The sequence below is a fragment of the Pseudomonas sp. NFACC04-2 genome, from assembly GCF_900119265.1.
Taxonomy (GTDB): domain Bacteria; phylum Pseudomonadota; class Gammaproteobacteria; order Pseudomonadales; family Pseudomonadaceae; genus Aquipseudomonas; species Aquipseudomonas fluorescens_AA.
The window spans coordinates 464,503-483,069 of sequence record NZ_FPJC01000002.1; the positions used below are offsets into that span (position 1 = coordinate 464,503).

Below are 18,567 nucleotides of genomic sequence, written 5' to 3' on the forward strand. Positions count from 1 at the left end.
GACCATGGCCACGCTGCACACTCAGCTTAACTCGCGTTCGCCGGAGTTCATCGCCAACCGCGAGGCGATGCTCGGACACGTCGAGGCCCTGCGCACCCTGCTCGCGCAAATCCGCCAGGGCGGCGGCCTCAAGGCCCAGGAGCGGCACACCTCGCGGGGCAAGTTGCTCCCCCGTGAACGCATCAATCGGTTGCTGGATCCGGGCTCGCCGTTTTTGGAAATCAGCCCATTGGCGGCCCACCAAGTCTATGGCGAAGACGTGCCGGCGGCTGGCGTGATTGCCGGCATCGGCCGCGTGGAAGGCGTCGAATGCATGATTGTCGCCAACGACGCGACGGTCAAAGGAGGCTCCTACTATCCACTGACGGTGAAAAAGCACCTGCGCGCCCAGACCATTGCCCAGCAGAATCGCCTGCCGTGCATTTACCTGGTGGATTCCGGCGGCGCCAACCTGCCGCGCCAGGATGAAGTGTTTCCGGACCGCGAGCACTTCGGCCGGATCTTCTTCAACCAGGCCAACATGAGTGCCCAGGGCATCCCCCAGATCGCCGTGGTCATGGGTTCCTGCACCGCCGGCGGTGCCTATGTGCCGGCCATGGCGGACGAGGCGATCATGGTCCGCCAGCAGGCGACGATATTCCTCGCCGGCCCACCGCTGGTGAAGGCCGCCACCGGCGAGGTGGTCAGTGCCGAGGACCTGGGTGGCGCCGATGTGCACTGCAAGATTTCCGGGGTCGCCGACCACTACGCCGAGAGCGACGAACACGCCCTGGCCATGGCCCGACGCAGCATTGCCAATCTCAACTGGCGCAAACTCGGTGAGCTGCAGCAACGCCAGCCCATCGCCCCGCTTTATTCGAGTGACGAGCTGTACGGTGTGGTGTCGGCCGATGCCAAGCAGCCGTTCGATGTGCGGGAGGTGATCGCACGCCTGGTGGACGGTTCGGTGTTCGATGAGTTCAAGGCGCTGTTCGGGACGACACTGGTGTGCGGCTTCGCCCATCTGCATGGCTACCCGGTCGCGATCCTGGCCAACAATGGCATCCTCTTCGCCGAGGCCGCGCAGAAAGGCGCGCATTTCATCGAGCTGGCGTGTCAGCGAGGGATCCCGCTGCTGTTCCTGCAGAACATCACCGGTTTCATGGTCGGGCAGAAATACGAAGCCGGCGGGATCGCCAAACATGGCGCAAAACTGGTGACCGCGGTGGCCTGTGCCAAGGTGCCGAAATTCACCGTGATCATCGGCGGCAGTTTCGGCGCGGGTAACTACGGCATGTGCGGCCGCGCCTATGACCCGCGATTCCTGTGGATGTGGCCAAACGCACGGATTGGCGTAATGGGGGCCGAGCAGGCGGCCGGCGTGCTGGTGCAGGTCAAGCGTGAACAGGCCGAACGCAGTGGCTATCCCTTCAGCGCCGAACAGGAAGCCGAGATCAAGCAACCGATCCTCGATCAGTACGAAGAACAGGGTCACCCCTATTACTCCAGCGCACGGCTGTGGGACGACGGCGTCATCGACCCGGCCCAGACCCGCGATGTACTGGGCCTGGCCTTGTCCGCGTCACTGAACGCGCCTATCGAACCGAGCCGCTTCGGCGTGTTCCGGATGTAAACGAGGAATGTCCATGGATAACTTCAACACCCTCGAACTGCTCAGCGACCCACGGGGCGTTGCCACCCTGTGGCTCAGCCGCGAGTCGAAAAACAACGCGTTCAACGCCGAAATGATCCGCGAACTGATCCTCGCCCTGGACCACGTCAGCAGCGACCCTAACCTGCGCTTCCTGCTGATCCGCGGTCGCGGCAAGCATTTCAGCGCCGGCGCCGACCTGGCCTGGATGCAGCAATCGGCCGAGCTCGACTACCACACCAACCTCGATGACGCCCGGGAACTGGCAGAGCTGATGTACAACCTCGCCAAACTGAAAATTCCTACGCTGGCCGTCGTCCAGGGTGCCGCGTTTGGTGGCGCGCTGGGGCTTATCAGTGCTTGCGACATGGCCATAGGCGCCGATGAAGCACAGTTCTGCCTGTCGGAAGTGCGCATTGGCCTGGCACCGGCGGTGATCAGCCCGTTCGTGGTGCAAGCCATCGGCGAGCGGGCGGCGCGTCGTTATGCCCTGACTGCTGAACGCTTCGACGGGCAACGTGCGAAAGAGATCGGTTTGCTGTCGGAAAGTTACCCGGCCGAGACCCTGGACCAGCAGGTCGAACAGTGGATCGACAACCTGCTGCTCAACAGTCCGGCCGCCATGCGCGCGAGCAAGGAACTGCTGCGTGAAGTCGGCAACGGCGCCCTTACCCCGGCGCTGCGGCGCTACACCGAAAACGCCATCGCCCGCATCCGCGTCAGTCCGGAGGGCCAGGAAGGCCTGCGAGCCTTCCTGCAAAAACGTGCGCCAAACTGGCAAGCCGAGTCGAATAATAACAAGGAGCCGCGTCGATGAGCGCCCCTGCCCTCACCACGTTGCTGGTGGCCAACCGTGGCGAAATCGCCTGCCGCGTAATGCGCACCGCCAAAGCCATGGGCCTGACCACCGTTGCGGTACACAGCGCCACCGACCGTGATGCCCGTCACAGCCGTGAAGCCGACATTCGCGTCGATCTGGGCGGCAGCAAGGCCGCCGACAGTTACCTGCAAATCGACAAACTGATCGCCGCAGCGAAAGCCAGCGGCGCCCAAGCCATCCACCCCGGTTATGGTTTTCTGTCCGAAAACGCCGGGTTCGCCCGGGCGATTGAAAACGCCGGGCTGATCTTCCTCGGCCCACCGGCTTCGGCCATCGACGCCATGGGCAGCAAGTCGGCGGCCAAGACGCTGATGGAAACCGCCGGCGTACCCCTGGTGCCCGGTTATCACGGCGAAGCCCAGGACCTGGAGACCTTTCGCGACGCCGCCGAGCGCATCGGCTATCCGGTATTGCTAAAGGCCACTGCCGGCGGTGGCGGCAAGGGCATGAAAGTCGTCGAGGACGTCAACCAACTGGCCGAAGCCCTGGCCTCGGCCCAGCGCGAAGCACAGTCCTCGTTCGGCGATTCACGGATGCTGGTGGAAAAATACCTGCTCAAGCCGCGCCATGTGGAGATCCAGGTATTTGCCGATCAACACAGCAACTGCCTGTACCTCAACGAGCGCGATTGCTCGATCCAACGCCGCCACCAGAAAGTCGTGGAAGAAGCCCCCGCCCCCGGCCTGACCCCGCAACTGCGCCGGGCGATGGGGGAAGCCGCCGTGCGCGCGGCCCAAGCGATCGGTTATGTCGGGGCCGGTACGGTGGAGTTCCTGCTGGATGCCCGGGGCGAGTTTTTCTTCATGGAAATGAACACTCGGCTACAGGTCGAGCATCCGGTCACCGAGGCGATCACCGGGCTGGACCTGGTGGCCTGGCAGATCCGCGTCGCCCAAGGCGAGCCATTGCCCATCACTCAAGCGCAAGTGCCGCTGCTCGGTCACGCCATCGAAGTGCGGTTGTATGCCGAGGACCCGGGCAACGATTTCCTGCCGGCCACCGGGCGCCTGGCGTTGTATCGCGAGTCGGCCGAGGGGCCGGGTCGGCGCATCGACAGCGGGGTTGAAGAAGGCGATGAAATCTCGCCGTTCTACGACCCAATGCTCGGCAAGCTGATTGCGTGGGGTGAAGACCGTGAGCAGGCGCGTTTGCGGCTGTTGAGCATGCTCGATGAATTTGTCATTGGCGGGCTGAAAACCAACATCGGGTTTCTGCGCCGAATCGTCGCCCATCCCGCCTTCGCGGCGGCAGAGTTGGACACCGGATTTATCCCACGTTACCAGGCGCAATTACTGCCAGAGCCCGGCGAATTGGATGACGCATTCTGGTTCGCCGCCGCCCAGGGGATCGCCTTGAGCCTGGCACCGCATGTACGCGGCGATGACGCCGGCTCACCGTGGGCCAGCACCACCGGGATGCGCCTGGGGTTGCCGAGGGAAACCACCTTGCACCTGAGCTGTGAAGGCCAGGATCGTGCGCTGACGCTGGACGTCACAGCCCATTGCGCGGAGCTCAAGGGTGAGCGACTGACGATCGAGCACCGCGGTGTGCGCCGCAGCCATCGGGCCATTCGCCAGGGCGACAGCCTGTACCTGAAATGGGAAGGTGACTTGCGCCGGATCGACCTGCACGACCCGCTGGCCGCCGCCGAAGCCAGCCACAGCCATCAAGGCGGCCTGGCTGCGCCCATGAACGGCAGCATCGTGCGGGTCTTGGTGAGTGTCGGCCAGACAGTGGAAGCCGGAGCTCAACTGGTGGTACTGGAGGCCATGAAAATGGAGCACAGCATTCGTGCGCCCAAGGCTGGTGTGGTCAAGGCGCTGTATTGCCAGGAAGGTGAAATGGTCAGCGAGGGCAGTGCCCTGGTAGCGTTCGAAGAATAGGCATCGGCCCGCTCCCAGGGCCGATCCAGTCAGAACCTGATGGTGGCCTGCACCACCACACCGATGATGCGGCATTGCTCGGTGTACAGGTTTTTCGGGTAAGTCGGATTGAGCGGAACCAGGTAACGCTGCCCGCTCTCTTCGATCAATTTGCGAAAGGTCGCGTCACTGCTACCGGGCAGGCAGGCGACCACCAGTTTGCCGGGCACCGCCTCGATGGCCGGATCCACCAGGATCGACATGCCCTCGGGAATGCTCAACCCACTGGGTGCGGTCATCGCATCGCCCACCACCACCAGCCAGAATGCATCGCCCAGTGCGTGGTAGTCCGTCAGTTCGTAGCGCACCTGGCTGTAGGCGCCGGGATCGCCTTCGCGAACCTCGCCAACCTCGTGCCACTCACTGACCGGATAACGGAAGTACGGGTTGTACTTCTGCGCCAGGGCCATGCCTTCTTCGGTGGAGGTGTCCGGCTCGCGGATCACCATGGCCACTTCCAGAAACTCCAGCCCCAGCTCCCGCAGGACCCGGTTCATATCGTCGACACTGGGCTGCCGGCGCTTGGTCAGCCAATGGCCGACGCCGCCCTGGGACATTCCCAACCGCTCTGCAAGCACCACTTGCGTGATGCGCAGCTCCTTCATCTTGGCCTTGACCAACTCTATCCATTTATCCATGTGCGGCACGATACGTGGGTGGCTCCGACCCGCAAAACACAAATTGTAGTATTTAAATTGTCGTCACAATTACGGTAAGTACTATTCTGGATCCAGGCGTTCAGCCCCTCACACGGAGATTTTCATCACCATGGACACACCCAATACAGACCAGCCCAGCAGCCCTTTCGACGGCACGTTCCCTTCACTGCAGGATTGCCCCGCGGCCAAACGCGCCCTCGATTACTACTTGAAACCAGGTGTTTCGCCAGCCCAGGCAGAACATCGCTTTTTCGAGGTCAGCCACAGCGTCAGCGCGGAAGAAGCCCTGGTCCATGCGTGTGACCTGCTGCGCTGTGCAGCGGCGACCGCCCATGAGTCGGCCAACCAGCTGGAGGGTTCGAGCCGCGACCTGGCATTTTCGGTGGTGCACATGATCGATCTGGTCAAGGTGATGCTTGACCGATCCCTGGATGGCTACCCTACTCGCTAGCGGTAACCCTTGGGAATGTCGTTGCGAACGCGGACGACGAGAAAAATTTTCCAATCAATGCGATAAAACCATTTGACTTGCAAATGATAATGATTATTATTGCATCAGCTGGTCGCGAGATCAGTCGATAGACCAGAAGACCTTAGGTCGGACTTCTGGATTATCTCCTCATCAGGCTAATCACGGTTTTTGACCCGGCTTTTTGCCGGGTCTTTTTTTTGCCGATTTTTCGGCTTATGTCTTCAGGCTAATGAAGTCTTTTGGGGTGCTGCCAATTCGTTGGCGGCGATGATAGCAAATGAATATCCGTTTACAAGCGTCCCCCCGCCACACGGGCGAAAACTATCGACAACCAGCACTTGAGAATCAATTGCAGACTCTCTAAGCTGGCTCGGCGTCCAGGGAGGACGCCCCCTCGTTTACGGGACCTAAATCGTCCCGGTTCCCCTTTCTTGCGTGTTTCTTGCGTGTAAAGTAACGGCCATGAAAATCCTTTTCAGGAATCGTGACCGTGGCTAAATCTTCCTTTGATATCAGCGCCAATTTCGACAGCGGCAACATCGAAGTCGTCGACATCAGCAACCCGTTGCAGTCGTTGCTCAAGATCAGGCCCGACACCCGCAGCGCCCATTTCCAGTGGTTTCACTTCAAGGCCAGCGGCTTGCACGTCGGCCAGGAGCATTCGTTCCGCCTGCTGAACGCCAGTCAATCGTCTTACAACAAGGCGTGGACGGGCTACCAGACCGTCGCCTCCTACGATCATGTCAATTGGTTCCGCATTCCGACCCAGTTTGAAGGCGACGCCCTGCGCTTTCATCTGGAAGCCGAACAACCCCACGCCTGGTTCGCCTACTTCGAACCCTACAGCCGTGGCCGTCATGACTGGCTGATCGAACAAGCGCAGCACAAGGCCGGCACCGAGCTATTGGCCGTTGGTAAAAGCGTGGAAGGCCGTGACATTCAATTGTTGCGCAAGGGCAACGGTGCCGAAGGCCGGCGCAAAATCTGGATCATCGCCCAGCAGCACCCCGGGGAACACATGGCCGAATGGTTTATGGAAGGCGTGATCGAACGCCTCCAGCAGCATGACGATGGGCAACTGAACCGGTTGCTCGCCAAGGCCGACCTGTACCTGGTGCCGAACATGAACCCGGACGGCGCGTTTCACGGTCATCTGCGGACCAACGCCATGGGCCAGGACCTCAACCGCGCCTGGCAGAACGCCAGTCCGGAAATCAGCCCCGAAGTCTTTTTCGTACAGCAGCAAATGGAAAAGTACGGCGTCGATCTGTTCCTTGACGCTCATGGCGATGAGGAAATTCCCCATGTCTTCACCGCCGGTTGCGAAGGCAACCCGGGCTACACCCCGCGCATCACCGAACTCGAAGAGCGCTTTCGCAGCCATCTCAAGCACCAGACCAAAGACTTCCAGACCGCTCACGGCTACACCCGCGACGAACCGGGCCAGGCCAACATGACCCTGGCCTGCAACGCGGTCGGGCAGAAATATGACTGCCTGTCCCTGACCCTGGAAATGCCATTCAAGGACCACGATGATCACCCAAACCCGATCACCGGCTGGTCCGGCAAACGTTCGATGCAGCTGGGCAAGGATGTGTTGAGCACCATAGAAGCCATGGTTGACGAATTGCGTTAATCCAGCGACCTGATCAACCCTATCCAAAGTGGACACGCTGGGTGGGAGCAAGCTTTGCTCCCACCATCATCCAAGTCCCCTGAATCCCTGTGGGAGCGAGCTCGCTCGCGATAGCGGCGGGTCAGCTTGCAGAGATGTTGGCTGTACTGCCGTCATCGCGAGCAAGCTCGCTCCCACAGTATTTCGAGTCGTTCACCAACTTCAGCCCTTGCCGCGCAACATGCTGTCCAACACCTCGTCCCGGCGCACCCACGCGTGAAACAGCGCCGCCGCCAGATGAACCAGCACAGTCAGGAACAACAAGTAAGCCAGGTACCCGTGGGCCTTGCGCAGCAGTGCGAACGTCTGGGCGTGGGCGGGCAGGATCGAGGGCAGTTGCAGCCAGTTACCGAGCATCACCGGATCCCCCGCCGCCGAAATCATGCCCCAACCCAACAGTGGCAAAGCCAGCATCAAGGCGTACAACAGCACATGGGAGGCGTTTGCCGCCAACACCTGCCAGCCCGGCAGATCGGCCGGCAGCGGCGGCTGGCGGGTAGTGAAACGCACCACCAGGCGCACGATCACCAACAGCAAAATCGCGATGCCCAATGGTTTGTGCAACTGCAGCAGCCATTCATGACGTGCGGATACCGAAGCGACCATGCCGGCGCCGATAAACAGCATGGCGATGATCATCAATGCCATCAGCCAGTGCAGCAGCCGAGCCAGCGGTGCGAAGTGACGAGGGGCGCTCATGGGCGGGACTCCTGGGTGGCGGGCAATTGGCTCACTTCGCTGGTACGACGCAGATAGGAACTGGCATAAGCAGCGGAACGTGCGACCAACAACGGATCGTCAGACCCTTCGATCCCTTGGGGCAGGATCAGCGGGTCATAGTTGATGTCGCGGCATTCGCCGTTGTCCTGCGCCTGAGTGCGCTCCAGCACCAGCGTGCCGGCGTTGAGCACCTTGCGGTCAGCGGGCCAGGCCTTGCTGGCGTCGTTCACCGGGTCCCCCGGGTTGGCCAAGGTGATGTTCAGTTGCCAGCGCAACGGCCCGGCGGCGAGACGCTTCGCCAGGTCTTGCTCAAGGAAGTCGGCGCCCTGGGGTGGCGTCGCATCGGCAGCGTCCTGGCCCAGCGGTACCACGCCCCAGCGCACGGCCTGGCGCTGCCCGGCGGGGTTGACCAGATAGAAGGCGTTGATGCCGTTGTAGGTTTCGGTGGCGTAGCTGGCCGACGGCTTGGCGGTTTTGATCCATTGCAGGAATGGCGCTGCCTCGGGATGCACGGCAAAAAACGCCGGTACGGCCGCGGGATTCGGTTTCCCTGTGGCAGGGTCCGGCGACTGGGCTTGTTGGAGTTGGTAAAAGGCTTCGGGGGTGCCCACCGGAAACACGGGCATGCTGTTCATGCCGGTGCGCCATTGCTGGCCGTTGGCCTGGGTAAAACGCAACGCCAGGCTGCGAATCGGCACACTGCCGTCCGGTGCATAAGGGTTGCCGCTGGGTAAAGCGAAACGCCCAACCACAGGCGTTTGCGGCAGCGAGAACACCTGGGCGCTGGAATAGGCGCTGGCCTCGCCCGAGCTTTGGAAATAACCCGCGACGCAGACCCCTTTCGAGTGGTTGCGTCGAAAGCCCGGATGAACGCCGTTGTTTTTTTCCAAGACATTGACCAACGCTTCCGGTGTCAGGCGCTGTGGGTCAAGGCTGCCATTAACGTAAGCAAACAGCCCGGCCAGTGCGACAACAACCACGGCAATACCGCTCAGGCGCAGTGTCAGGGCGGCGGCACTCAAGGGCGGCCGGCCCGTCGAGGGAGAAGGATCAACCATGAGAAAGCTCCAGGGCTCGAGGCCATTTGTTGGAAAGGACACGTCAGACGAAGACCTGGCAGGTTTATTCCCACACCTCGTATTTATTTTTCCTGCACTGGAATAATCTCGTTCGCGGATCGTCTTTCCAGTCCCGACGCAGTGACTGCCTACAGAAGCCACCTTCCATGAATGCACTCGACGAACAGTTGCGCGAACTCATCCCCAGGCTACGGCGTTTTGCCGTATCGCTGACGCGCAACCCGAGCAACGCCGACGACTTGGTGCAGATGTGCCTGGAACGGGCGTTGTCCAAATGGCACGACAAGCGCCCGGACGGTGATTTGCGAGCCTGGCTGTTTTCGATCCTGTATCGGCAGTTTCTCGACGGCCATCGCCGCTCCCGCCGGTACGCGCGCATGCTGGAGTTTTTCACCGGCCGCGACGATGTCCACCCTTCGGCCGAGCGCAGTGTAATCGCACAGTCGTCTTTGCAGGCCTTCGATCAGCTCACCACGGAACAGCGTGCGCTGTTGTTGTGGGTGTCGGTGGAAGGCTTGAGCTACCAGCAAGTCGCCGACATCCTCGGCGTACCGACCGGCACGGTGATGTCCCGCCTGTCCCGCGCCCGCCAGGCCCTGCGCCAACTCAGCGATGGCGAAATCACCCGCCCCACCCTGCGGATACTCAAATGATCAGCATGCCCCCCAGCGACAGCGACCTGCACGCCTACGTCGATCGCCACCTGAGCGAGGCCGACCAGCGCCTGATCGAGACCTACCTGGCCAACCAGCCCGAAGTCGCCGCCCGCATCCGGGCTTGGCAACAGGACGCACAGCACCTGCGCACGGCTCTGAGCGGAGCCTTGCAACAACCGCCCAACCCGGACCTCGACCCGGCCATGATTCGCCAACGCCTGACACATCGCGCCCATCGCCACCTGGCCAGCGCCGCGGTGTTGTTGCTGGCGGTCAGCGTGGGTGGCTTCGGTGGCTGGCAGGCGCGGCAAATGACCCTGCTCAGCGCCGTTGCGCCCATGGCCGATGCCCTCCAGGCGTACCGGTTGATTGCCCAGCAGGGCATTCTTCCAGCCGATTACCAGAGCGGCGACGAGCAGCACATGCAAAATTGGCTCGACCGCTACTTCACCCAGGCCGACCGGCTGCCCAACCTGTCCAGCGCCGGCTTCAAACCGGTCAGCGGGCGATTGCTCAGCACCGAGCAAGGCGCGGCGGCGATGGTGGTCTATCAGGACCCGAGCGGTCAGAAAATCAGCTTCTACGTGCGCCCACCCGGCCCGAAAAACTTCCTGTTGCCCCGGGGCAGTCGCCGCGATGGCGAGTTGCAAGCCGAATACTGGTCCGGGCAGGGGTACAACTATGCGATGGTCATACCCAGTGACACGCCGACGATGCAAAGACTTAAGCAGACATTGGACTTCTGAGCATCACCATCCCCTGTGGGAGCGGGCTTGCTCGCGAAGGCGGTGTGTCAGGCGACATCATCTTGGCAGATACACCGCTTTCGCGAGCAAGCCCGCTCCCACAAGGGATTTGTGGAAGGCTTCAAGGTGTGTTCAACCCTGCCCAAACACCTGCGAAGGCCTGCGCAACAATGGGTCGAACGGGTTGATCCGCGGCCCGATCAGGGCCGCCTCACGCTTGAGCATGTCCACCACCGTCGGCAGGCGATCGGGCCCCAACCGGTCGCTCACAGTTGCCACGCTCAAGGCGGCCACAGCCCGGCCATCACGGTCCAGGATCGGCACGGCCACCCCGGCCATGCCTTGCAATACACCGGTGTTGCGCCCGGCGTAGCCCAGCGCGCGCACGTTCTCCACTTCCGAACGCAGGAAGACTTCGTCGTACAGATGGAAATCCTTGAGCCGTGGCAGGTTGTATTGAATCACCGTGTCGCGCTCCTCTTCCGGCAGGAAGGCCAGGATCGCCAGGCTGCCCTGCCCCACGCCCAACGCCACGCGGCCACCAATGTCACCGGTGAACGTGCGGATCGGAAACGGCCCCTCGCTGCGGTCCAGGCAGATGGCATCGAAACCACTGCGGGCGAGCAAAAACAGCGAGTCCCCCAAGGACGCTGACAACCGCAGCATGGCCGGGCGCATCAGGTCGCGCAGGTTGCCGGTATTGCCGGCGCGGGCCGCCAGGGCGAAGAACTCCAGGCTCAAGCGATAACGTTTGCTGCGGGCATCCTGCTCGACCATGCCCTCGTCCATCAGGCTGCGCAGCAAGCGATGCGTGGTGGGCTGGGACAGGCCGATGCGTTGGGCCAATTGCGTCACTCGCTCGCCGCCTTCGGCGGTGTCACCCAAGCTGCGCAACACGGCAAACAGCCTGGAGACCGCTCCGACACCGACTTCGCCTCGCTCATTATTCCGTTCAGCGGAATCGATCATGCTATTTCTCATTATTAAATTTACCCACTGAATAAAACTGAAAATAGTCTTCATCTCAGTGAAATAGTCCATTGAGCCCATCCTATTCTTCGTCCTACTCTTCGTCCAGACAGGGGCGATTCGAACAACAGCGGCAGCCGACTCGAGGTCGAGCGCCAACGCACCCCAGCAGCACCCTTTCGTATCTGCCCATATAAAAAAGCGCGCCCTTGCGGCGACGCATAACAATCCCAGGTGGAGCGCAGCGATGGCTTTTGTGCAACTTGAAGGACTTGGCAAACGCTACGGCGACATCGACGCCGTGGTCGCCACCAACCTGTCGGTGGAAAAAGGCGAGTTTGTCTCGCTACTGGGGCCCTCCGGCTGCGGCAAGACCACGACCCTGCAAATGATTGCCGGCTTCGTCGAAGTCAGCAGCGGGCGCATCCTGCTGGACGGTCGCGACATTACCCACGCCAAGCCCGCCAGCCGTGGTCTGGGGGTGGTGTTCCAGAGCTACGCGCTGTTCCCCCATATGACCGTCAAGGACAACGTCGCTTTCGGACTGCGCATGCGCAACGTGTCCAGCGCCGAACTGCATCAACGGGTGGACCGGGTGTTGAAACTGGTCCGCCTGGACCGCCACGCCGACCGCTACCCCCGAGAACTCTCGGGCGGTCAGCGCCAACGCGTGGCACTGGCCCGGGCCTTGGTGATCGAACCGCCCGTGCTGTTGCTCGACGAGCCGCTGTCCAACCTCGACGCCAACTTGCGCGAAGAGATGCAATACGAAATTCGCCGCATCCAGCGCGAAGTCGGAATCACCACGCTGATGGTGACCCACGACCAGTCCGAAGCCCTGTCGATCAGTGACCGAGTCGTGGTGATGCAGGCCGGGCGCATCACCCAGATCGACGCGCCGTACACCCTTTACGAGCACCCGCGCACCGAGTTCATTTCCAGCTTCGTCGGCAAAGCCAACCTGCTGCCTGGCGTGCGGGACAGTGCGGGCGTCGTTCAAGCCTGCAGCCAGGCCGATGGCGAGCTGACCCTGAGCCTGCGCCCGGAAAAAATCGACCTGTGCGAGGCCGGTTCAGGGCGACTGCAAGGCACCCTCGTCAGCCGTTTCTTCCTGGGCAGCCAATGGCTGTACGGCGTGTCCACCGGCCTGGGTGAACTCTGCGTGGTGCGCCGCAACGACGGCTCGGCGCCCTTGGTCGAAGGCACGGCGGTGGGCCTGGACTGGGATCCGGCCCTGTTGCGGGTACTGAGCGTGGACGAGGTATCGGCATGAAGCTGATCGATGCGATGCGCCGTGGTCGGCAAGGCTACCTGATGTCCGCACCGGCCTTGGCCCTGTACCTGGGCTTGCTGGTGATTCCCCTGGGCTTGACCGTGGTCCTGTCGTTCAACGTCTTCGACTACAGTTCGGGCATCGACGGCGACGCCTACACCCTCGAGCACTACACCAGCCTGCTGGGTGATCCGTACTTCTACGAAATCTTTCTGCGTACATTCTGGATCAGCGCCCTGACCACTGTTTTGTGCGTACTGATCGGCGTGCCCGAGGCGTACATCCTCAGCCGCATGGGCGCGCCTTGGCGCTCGATTTTCCTGATCCTGATTCTCACGCCGCTGCTGATTTCGGTGGTGGTGCGAGCCTTCGGCTGGAGCCTGTTGCTCGGCGCTGACGGCCTGATCAACCAGGCCCTGCAAGCCTTCGGTGGCGCGCCGATGAAGCTGCTCTATACACCGTTCGCCGTGGTCATCGCCCTGGTCCACGTGATGTTGCCGTTCATGATCATTCCAGTCTGGACCTCGTTGCAGAAACTCGACCCGGCCGCCGAACAAGCCGCGCTGTCCCTGGGGGCGAGCCAGTTCACGGTGATCCGCAAAGTCGTGTTGCCGCAAATCATGCCCGGCGTGCTGTCCGGCACCCTCATTGTGTTCGGCCTCGCCGCCAGCTCCTTCGCGATCCCCGGCCTGCTCGGCGGACGGCGCCTGAAGATGGTCGCCACGTTGATCTACGACCAGTACCTCTCGGAGCTGAACTGGCCGATGGGCGCAGCCATTGCCGTCGCGCTGCTGCTGCTCAACCTGCTGATCATGCTGTCGTGGAACCGGTTGATCGAAGGCCGCTACAAGAAGTCATTGGGATAATTAGTCATGTCCAGAAACGGTCCTTTCGCGCTGTTGTTCCACGCCTTGGTGGTGGTCTTCATGCTCGCGCCACTGGTGGTGGTCTGCCTCGTCGCTTTCACCCCGGAAAACACCCTGAGCCTGCCGACCACCGAGTTTTCCCTGCGCTGGTTTCGCGCGGTGTTCGAACGCGCGGATTTTGTCGACGCGTTCTACAACAGCTTGGTCCTGGCGTTCTGCGCGGCCTCCCTGGCGACGCTGATCGCGGTGCCGGCGGCCCTGGCGATCACCCGGCTGGAGTTCCCGGGGCGGGATTTCTTCAACGGCCTGTTCCTGTCGCCGATCATCATTCCGCACCTGGTGCTGGGGGTCGCCTTGCTGCGCCTGTTTGCACTGATGGGCGTGAACGGCAGCTTCGCCTGGCTGATCTTCGCCCATGTGCTGGTGATCACGCCGTATGTGCTGCGCCTGGTGCTGGCCTCGGCCATCGGTCTGGACCGCAGCGCCGAACAGGCCGCGCAATCGTTGGGGGCCGGGCGCTTCACGCTGTTCCGGCAAATCACCTTGCCAATGATCCTGCCGGGGGTCGCCGGGGGCTGGCTGCTGGCGTTCATCAATAGTTTCGATGAAGTCACGCTGTCGATCTTCGTCACCTCGCCGGCCACGCAAACCTTGCCGGTGCGCATGTACGTGTACGCCACCGAATCCATCGATCCGATGATGGCGGCGGTGTCGGCGCTGGTCATCGGGCTCACCGCGCTGACCATGATTCTGCTCGACCGGGTCTATGGTCTGGACCGGGTCCTGGTAGGCAAACAATGAGGGTGTCATGGCACTGCTGAAACGACTGGCCGAAGGCGACCGCCCGGCCCTGGACTTTACCCTCGACGGTCAGCCCGCCACCGGGCTGTTGGGGGACACGCTGCTGACCGCCGTGCTGACCTGCAGCGAACACCTGCGCGGCAGTGACTTCAGCGCCGAGCCCCGGGCCGGCTTCTGCCTGATGGGTGCCTGCCAGGACTGCTGGGTGCGCCTGGGCGATGGCCGCCGCGTGCGCGCCTGCTCGACCCTACTCGAAGCCGGGCAGGACATCCGCCGCGAACCGGGGCGCCAGGTATGAACACGCTCGACAGGAATGGCCTCATCGCGAGCAAGCTCGCTCCCACAGGGGATTTGCGGCGTGCACAAGATAAAGCATCACCCCAAATCAAATGTGGGAGCGGGCTTGCTCGCGAAAGCGGTCTATCTGCCGAAACCGTCGTTAGATGTGCCGCCGTCATCGCGAGCAAGCCCGCTCCCACAGGGGTACCGTGGCGTGCACAAAACCAGACGCCACAACCGATCTATTGTGGAAGCGAGCTTGCTCGCGATGGCGGCTTCGACAACCCCAAAAATCCCCCGGCCCTGCTCGTGAGGTGGCGATGAAACCGATAGCCATCATCGGCGCCGGCCCGGCCGGTATCCGCGCCGCGCAGACCCTGGTCACCCATGGCCTGTACCCGGTCCTGCTGGACGAGGCCGCTCGCGGTGGCGGCCAGATCTATCGGCGCCAACCGGCCAATTTCAAGCGCTCGCCTGGCAAGCCCTATGGCTTCGAAGCACACAAGGCCAACGCCATCCACCAGACGCTCGACGCATTGCGCAAACAACTCGATTACCGCCCCGACACCCTGGTGTGGAACGCCGAGGCCGGCTTGCTCGATACCCTGCATGAAGGCCGCGCCGACCGCCTCGAGTACGCCAGCGTGATCGTCGCAACCGGCGCCACCGACCGGATCCTGCCCGTGCCGGGATGGACCCTGCCCGGGGTCTACAGCCTGGGCGCGGCGCAGATTGCCCTGAAGTTCCAGGGCTGCGCCATCGGCGAACGGGTGGTGTTCGCTGGCAGCGGTCCCTTGTTGTATCTGGTGGCCTATCAATACGCCCGGGCCGGCGCCAATGTGGTCGCCGTCCTCGACAGTTCGCCCTTCAGCGCCCAAGTCCGTGCCCTGCCCGGCCTGCTGGCACAACCGGCCACCCTCGCCAAGGGCCTCTACTACCGCGCCTGGCTGGCCGCCCGCGGCATCGCCGTGCATCAAGGCGCAAGCCTGACGCGTCTCGACGGACAACGGCGAGTGCAGTCGCTGCGATGGCGCAACGCAAGCGGCGAGCACACCCTCGACTGTGACGCAGTGGCCTTCGCCCATGGCTTGCGCAGCGAAACCCAGCTGGCCGACCTGTTGGGCTGCGAGTTTGCCTGGAATGCCCTCAACCGCACCTGGCTGCCCCAACGGGACCGCGCCGGACGCAGCAGCGTACCGGGGGTTTACCTGGCCGGTGACGGTGCCGGAATCATGGGTGCCGACGCGGCGGAAATGGCCGGTGAACGGGCGGCCCTGGCCTTGCTCGAAGACCTCGGCTACTCGACCGACCCGCAGCGTTGCACGCAACTGGAAGAAGCCCTTGAGCGCATCGGCCGATTCCGGGAAGGCCTGGAGCGCGCCTTTGCCTTTCCTGAACACTGGGCCGCCGACGCTGCCGATCATCTGATGATCTGCCGCTGCGAAGAAGTCAGCGCCGGCGATATCCGCCGGGTAGTGGGCGAAGGTCATTGGGAGATCAACCGGGTCAAGGCCCATTGCCGGGTCGGCATGGGCCGCTGCCAGGGGCGGATGTGCGGCGCCGCTGCCGCGGAGATCATTGCCTGCGAAAGTGGCCGCACCGTCGCCAGCATCGGCCGCTTGCGGGCCCAGGCACCGATCAAGCCCGTGCCGTTCGGCCTGGAGGTCGAGCCATGATCGAAGTGGATGCAGTGATCGTTGGTGGCGGTATCGTGGGCGCCTCGGCCGCGTTGTTCCTGAGCCAGGCCGGACGCCGGGTGGCGTTGCTGGAGCGCGACTTCTGCGGCTCGCACTCCAGCGGCGTGAACTACGGCGGTGTGCGCCGCCAGGGCCGCCCCCTGTCGCAACTGCCCCTGTCGCAACGAGCCCATGAGATCTGGCACCAGTTGCCCCAGTTGATCGGCATCGACGGCGAGTACCAGCGCAGCGGTCATCTGAAGCTGGCCCGCAGCGCTGAAGACCTGCAAGCGCTGCACGACTACGCCGTCGCCAGCCAAGGTTTCGGCCTGGATTTGCAACTGCTCGATCGCACGGCCCTGCGCGCGCGCTTTCCGTGGGTCGGCGCCGTCGCGGTGGGTGCGTCGCTGTGCCCGGATGACGGCCATGCCAATCCGCGCCTGGTATCCCCAGCCTTCGCCCAGGCCGCTCGCCGGCAGGGTGCGCAAATCCATGAACAATGCACCGTCAGCACCGTGGCGCACGACGGCCAGCGCTTTGTCGTACAGACCGCAACGGGCCTGACGTTCCACGCGCCCTGGCTGCTGAACTGCGCCGGAGCCTGGGCCAGCCAGTTCGCCGCGCAATTCGGCGAAGCGGTGCCGATGCACGCCGGGCACCCAGCGATGCTGGTCACCGAACCCTTGCCCCTGATCATGGATGCCAGCACCGGCGTCGAGGGTGGCGGTATCTATGCCCGCCAGGTCTCGCGCGGCAATTGCGTGCTGGGAGGCGGCCAAGGCTTTGCCCTGGATGCCGCTCGCGCCCGGCCCGGCCAGAACGCCGTGCTGGAAATCCTGCGCCAAGCCGTCGAGCTCTATCCGTTTTTGGAAGGCGCCCAGGCGATTCGTACCTGGAGCGGCACCGAAGGTTACCTGCCCGATCGCCAACCGGTGATCGGCCACAGCAGCACCCAGCCCGGTCTATTGCACGCGTTCGGCTTTGCCGGCGCGGGCTTCCAGATCGGCCCGGCGGTGGGCCAGGCGCTCGCCGAGATCATCTGCAGCGGGGCTTCGACCACGCCGCTGGATGCGTTTTCCATCACCCGGTTTCACTCCATCTCCGTTGCTTGATAGAGGAAGGTCGCGCCAATGAATAACGTAAAACGCAGTGCACTGTTCGGTTTCTGCTCGCTGGGTTCCGCTTGCCTGGGCGCCCTGCTCCCGGTCACCCAGGCGTTGGCCGAGCCGACGCTTTACCTGGGCATGAACGGCGGCACCATGGAGCGGCTCTACGCCGACAAAGTCTTGCCGGCGTTCGAGAAAGCCAACAATGTCAAAGTGGTCATCGTGCCCGGTACCTCCGCCGACATCCTGGCGAAAGTCCAGGCCAGCAAAGGCAACCCACAGATGCACGTGATGTTCCTCGATGACGGCATCATGTACCGCGCCATCGCCATGGGACTGTGCGACAAGCTCGAGGACAGCCCTACCCTGGCGCAGATCCCGGCCAAGGGGCGTATCAAGGATCAGGCCGTGGCCGTCAGCCTCGGGGTAACGGGGCTGGCCTACAACACCCGGCTGTTCAAGGAAAAAGGCTGGAATACGCCCACTTCATGGATGGACCTGGCCGATCCGCGCTTCAAGGACAAAGTGGTGTTCCAGTCGATGGCCTCGTCCACCTTCGGCCTGCACGGCTTTTTGATGTTCAACCGGATCCAGGGCGGCAGCGAAACCGACGTCGAGCCAGGTTTCAAGGCGTGGCCGAACACGGTGGGGCGCAACGTGCTGGAGTACATCCCGAGCTCGGCGAAGATATCCGAAATGCTGCAGACCGACGAAGCCGCGCTGTTCCCGCTGACACCGACCCAGGTGACCGCGTTGAAACTCAAGGGCATGCCCGTCGAATATGCCCAGCCGAAGGAAGGCGCCGTGGTCCTCAACGTCGCCGAATGCACCATCGCGCAAAACACCCAGCCGGAACTGGCGCAAAAGCTCGCCGCTTTCCTGCTGACCCCGCAAGCCCAGGCCATTGCCCTGGAAGAAGGCGACCAAATCCCTTCCAACCCCAACACCCCGACCACCGACAAGACCCGTGGCCAGGTGGAGGCGATGAAGCAATACCTGGAAACAGCGATTGCCGTGGATTGGGACCAAGTCAACGAACAACGCCCGGCCTGGAACGCCCGTTGGAACCGCAGCATCGAGCGCTAGAGGGAATTTTGCAGTTATCATGCGGCCATCTCACAATCAATTGAACCGATGACCTGTGGCGAGGCAACTTGC

General features: G+C 62.8%; 18 protein-coding genes. 14 read left to right on the top strand and 4 right to left on the bottom strand.

Annotation, left to right across the window (positions count from 1 at the left end):
* Positions 1–4: 4 nt before the first annotated feature.
* From BT125_RS04320 to BT125_RS04330, 3 genes are read left to right on the top strand one after another with little or no spacing between them, the layout of a single operon-like run.
* A complete protein-coding gene (locus BT125_RS04320) occupies positions 5–1,612 on the top strand; it encodes a carboxyl transferase domain-containing protein (protein WP_072405328.1) in 1,608 nt (535 codons plus the stop codon).
* 13 nt (positions 1,613–1,625) lie between these two features.
* Positions 1,626–2,447, top strand: coding sequence for a gamma-carboxygeranoyl-CoA hydratase (locus tag BT125_RS04325; protein ID WP_072405329.1), 822 nt, complete (start codon positions 1,626–1,628; stop codon positions 2,445–2,447).
* Positions 2,444–4,393, top strand: coding sequence for an acetyl/propionyl/methylcrotonyl-CoA carboxylase subunit alpha (locus BT125_RS04330; RefSeq protein WP_072405330.1), 1,950 nt, complete (start codon positions 2,444–2,446; stop codon positions 4,391–4,393). The genes BT125_RS04325 and BT125_RS04330 overlap by 4 nt, the downstream gene beginning before the upstream one ends.
* A gap of 29 nt (positions 4,394–4,422) precedes the next feature.
* Here BT125_RS04330 and BT125_RS04335 read toward each other — a convergent pair whose 3' ends face one another.
* The gene (locus tag BT125_RS04335; RefSeq protein ID WP_072405331.1) at positions 4,423–5,070 is read right to left on the bottom strand and encodes a LexA family protein; all 648 of its coding nucleotides are present in this window, start codon (positions 5,068–5,070) and stop codon (positions 4,423–4,425) included.
* A gap of 130 nt (positions 5,071–5,200) precedes the next feature.
* On the opposite strand from BT125_RS04335, the gene BT125_RS04340 reads away from it, so the two are divergent.
* Together BT125_RS04340 and BT125_RS04345 are read left to right on the top strand one after the other, a co-directional pair.
* The gene (locus tag BT125_RS04340; RefSeq protein ID WP_072405332.1) at positions 5,201–5,542 is read left to right on the top strand and encodes a DUF6124 family protein; all 342 of its coding nucleotides are present in this window, start codon (positions 5,201–5,203) and stop codon (positions 5,540–5,542) included.
* 505 nt (positions 5,543–6,047) lie between these two features.
* The gene (locus BT125_RS04345; protein ID WP_072405333.1) at positions 6,048–7,199 is read left to right on the top strand and encodes a M14 family metallopeptidase; all 1,152 of its coding nucleotides are present in this window, start codon (positions 6,048–6,050) and stop codon (positions 7,197–7,199) included.
* Positions 7,200–7,400: 201 nt separating this feature from the next.
* On the opposite strand, the gene BT125_RS04350 is transcribed toward BT125_RS04345, so the two are convergent.
* Together BT125_RS04350 and BT125_RS04355 are read right to left on the bottom strand one after the other, a co-directional pair.
* Positions 7,401–7,937 carry a cytochrome b gene (locus BT125_RS04350; protein WP_072405334.1) on the bottom strand — a complete coding sequence of 179 codons (537 nt, stop codon included), beginning with the start codon at positions 7,935–7,937 and terminating at the stop codon, positions 7,401–7,403.
* The gene (locus BT125_RS04355) at positions 7,934–9,016 is read right to left on the bottom strand and encodes a catalase family peroxidase (RefSeq protein ID WP_072405335.1); all 1,083 of its coding nucleotides are present in this window, start codon (positions 9,014–9,016) and stop codon (positions 7,934–7,936) included. Before BT125_RS04355 ends, BT125_RS04350 begins: the two co-directional genes overlap by 4 nt.
* A gap of 167 nt (positions 9,017–9,183) precedes the next feature.
* Here BT125_RS04355 and BT125_RS04360 point away from each other — a divergent pair, with 167 nt between their 5' ends.
* The gene (locus BT125_RS04360) at positions 9,184–9,690 is read left to right on the top strand and encodes a sigma-70 family RNA polymerase sigma factor (protein WP_072405336.1); all 507 of its coding nucleotides are present in this window, start codon (positions 9,184–9,186) and stop codon (positions 9,688–9,690) included.
* The gene (locus BT125_RS04365) at positions 9,687–10,439 is read left to right on the top strand and encodes an anti-sigma factor family protein (RefSeq protein WP_072405337.1); all 753 of its coding nucleotides are present in this window, start codon (positions 9,687–9,689) and stop codon (positions 10,437–10,439) included. The genes BT125_RS04360 and BT125_RS04365 overlap by 4 nt, the downstream gene beginning before the upstream one ends.
* Before the next feature lie 132 nt (positions 10,440–10,571).
* On the opposite strand, the gene BT125_RS04370 is transcribed toward BT125_RS04365, so the two are convergent.
* Positions 10,572–11,408, bottom strand: coding sequence for an IclR family transcriptional regulator (locus BT125_RS04370; protein WP_072405338.1), 837 nt, complete (start codon positions 11,406–11,408; stop codon positions 10,572–10,574).
* Positions 11,409–11,655: 247 nt separating this feature from the next.
* Here BT125_RS04370 and BT125_RS04375 point away from each other — a divergent pair, with 247 nt between their 5' ends.
* The 7 genes from BT125_RS04375 (at position 11,656) to BT125_RS04405 (ending at position 18,495) form a co-directional block, all read left to right on the top strand.
* Positions 11,656–12,681 (top strand): ABC transporter ATP-binding protein, encoded by a 1,026-nt coding sequence (locus tag BT125_RS04375; protein WP_072405339.1) that lies wholly within the window; start codon positions 11,656–11,658, stop codon positions 12,679–12,681.
* Positions 12,678–13,547 carry an ABC transporter permease gene (locus BT125_RS04380; protein ID WP_072405340.1) on the top strand — a complete coding sequence of 290 codons (870 nt, stop codon included), beginning with the start codon at positions 12,678–12,680 and terminating at the stop codon, positions 13,545–13,547. Before BT125_RS04375 ends, BT125_RS04380 begins: the two co-directional genes overlap by 4 nt.
* Before the next feature lie 6 nt (positions 13,548–13,553).
* The gene (locus BT125_RS04385; protein ID WP_072405341.1) at positions 13,554–14,348 is read left to right on the top strand and encodes an ABC transporter permease; all 795 of its coding nucleotides are present in this window, start codon (positions 13,554–13,556) and stop codon (positions 14,346–14,348) included.
* A 7-nt stretch (positions 14,349–14,355) separates the two neighbouring features.
* Complete coding sequence (locus BT125_RS04390) at positions 14,356–14,646, top strand: (2Fe-2S)-binding protein (RefSeq protein ID WP_072405342.1); 291 nt, start codon at positions 14,356–14,358, stop codon at positions 14,644–14,646.
* 301 nt (positions 14,647–14,947) lie between these two features.
* Complete coding sequence (locus tag BT125_RS04395) at positions 14,948–16,303, top strand: FAD/NAD(P)-dependent oxidoreductase (RefSeq protein WP_072405343.1); 1,356 nt, start codon at positions 14,948–14,950, stop codon at positions 16,301–16,303.
* Positions 16,300–17,415, top strand: a complete 1,116-nt coding sequence (locus BT125_RS04400) for an NAD(P)/FAD-dependent oxidoreductase (protein WP_072405344.1) — start codon at positions 16,300–16,302, stop codon at positions 17,413–17,415. The genes BT125_RS04395 and BT125_RS04400 overlap by 4 nt, the downstream gene beginning before the upstream one ends.
* Before the next feature lie 18 nt (positions 17,416–17,433).
* Positions 17,434–18,495: an ABC transporter substrate-binding protein gene (locus tag BT125_RS04405; RefSeq protein ID WP_072405345.1), complete on the top strand. Its 1,062-nt coding sequence runs from the start codon at positions 17,434–17,436 to the stop codon at positions 18,493–18,495.
* The last annotated feature ends 72 nt before the right edge of the window (positions 18,496–18,567 follow it).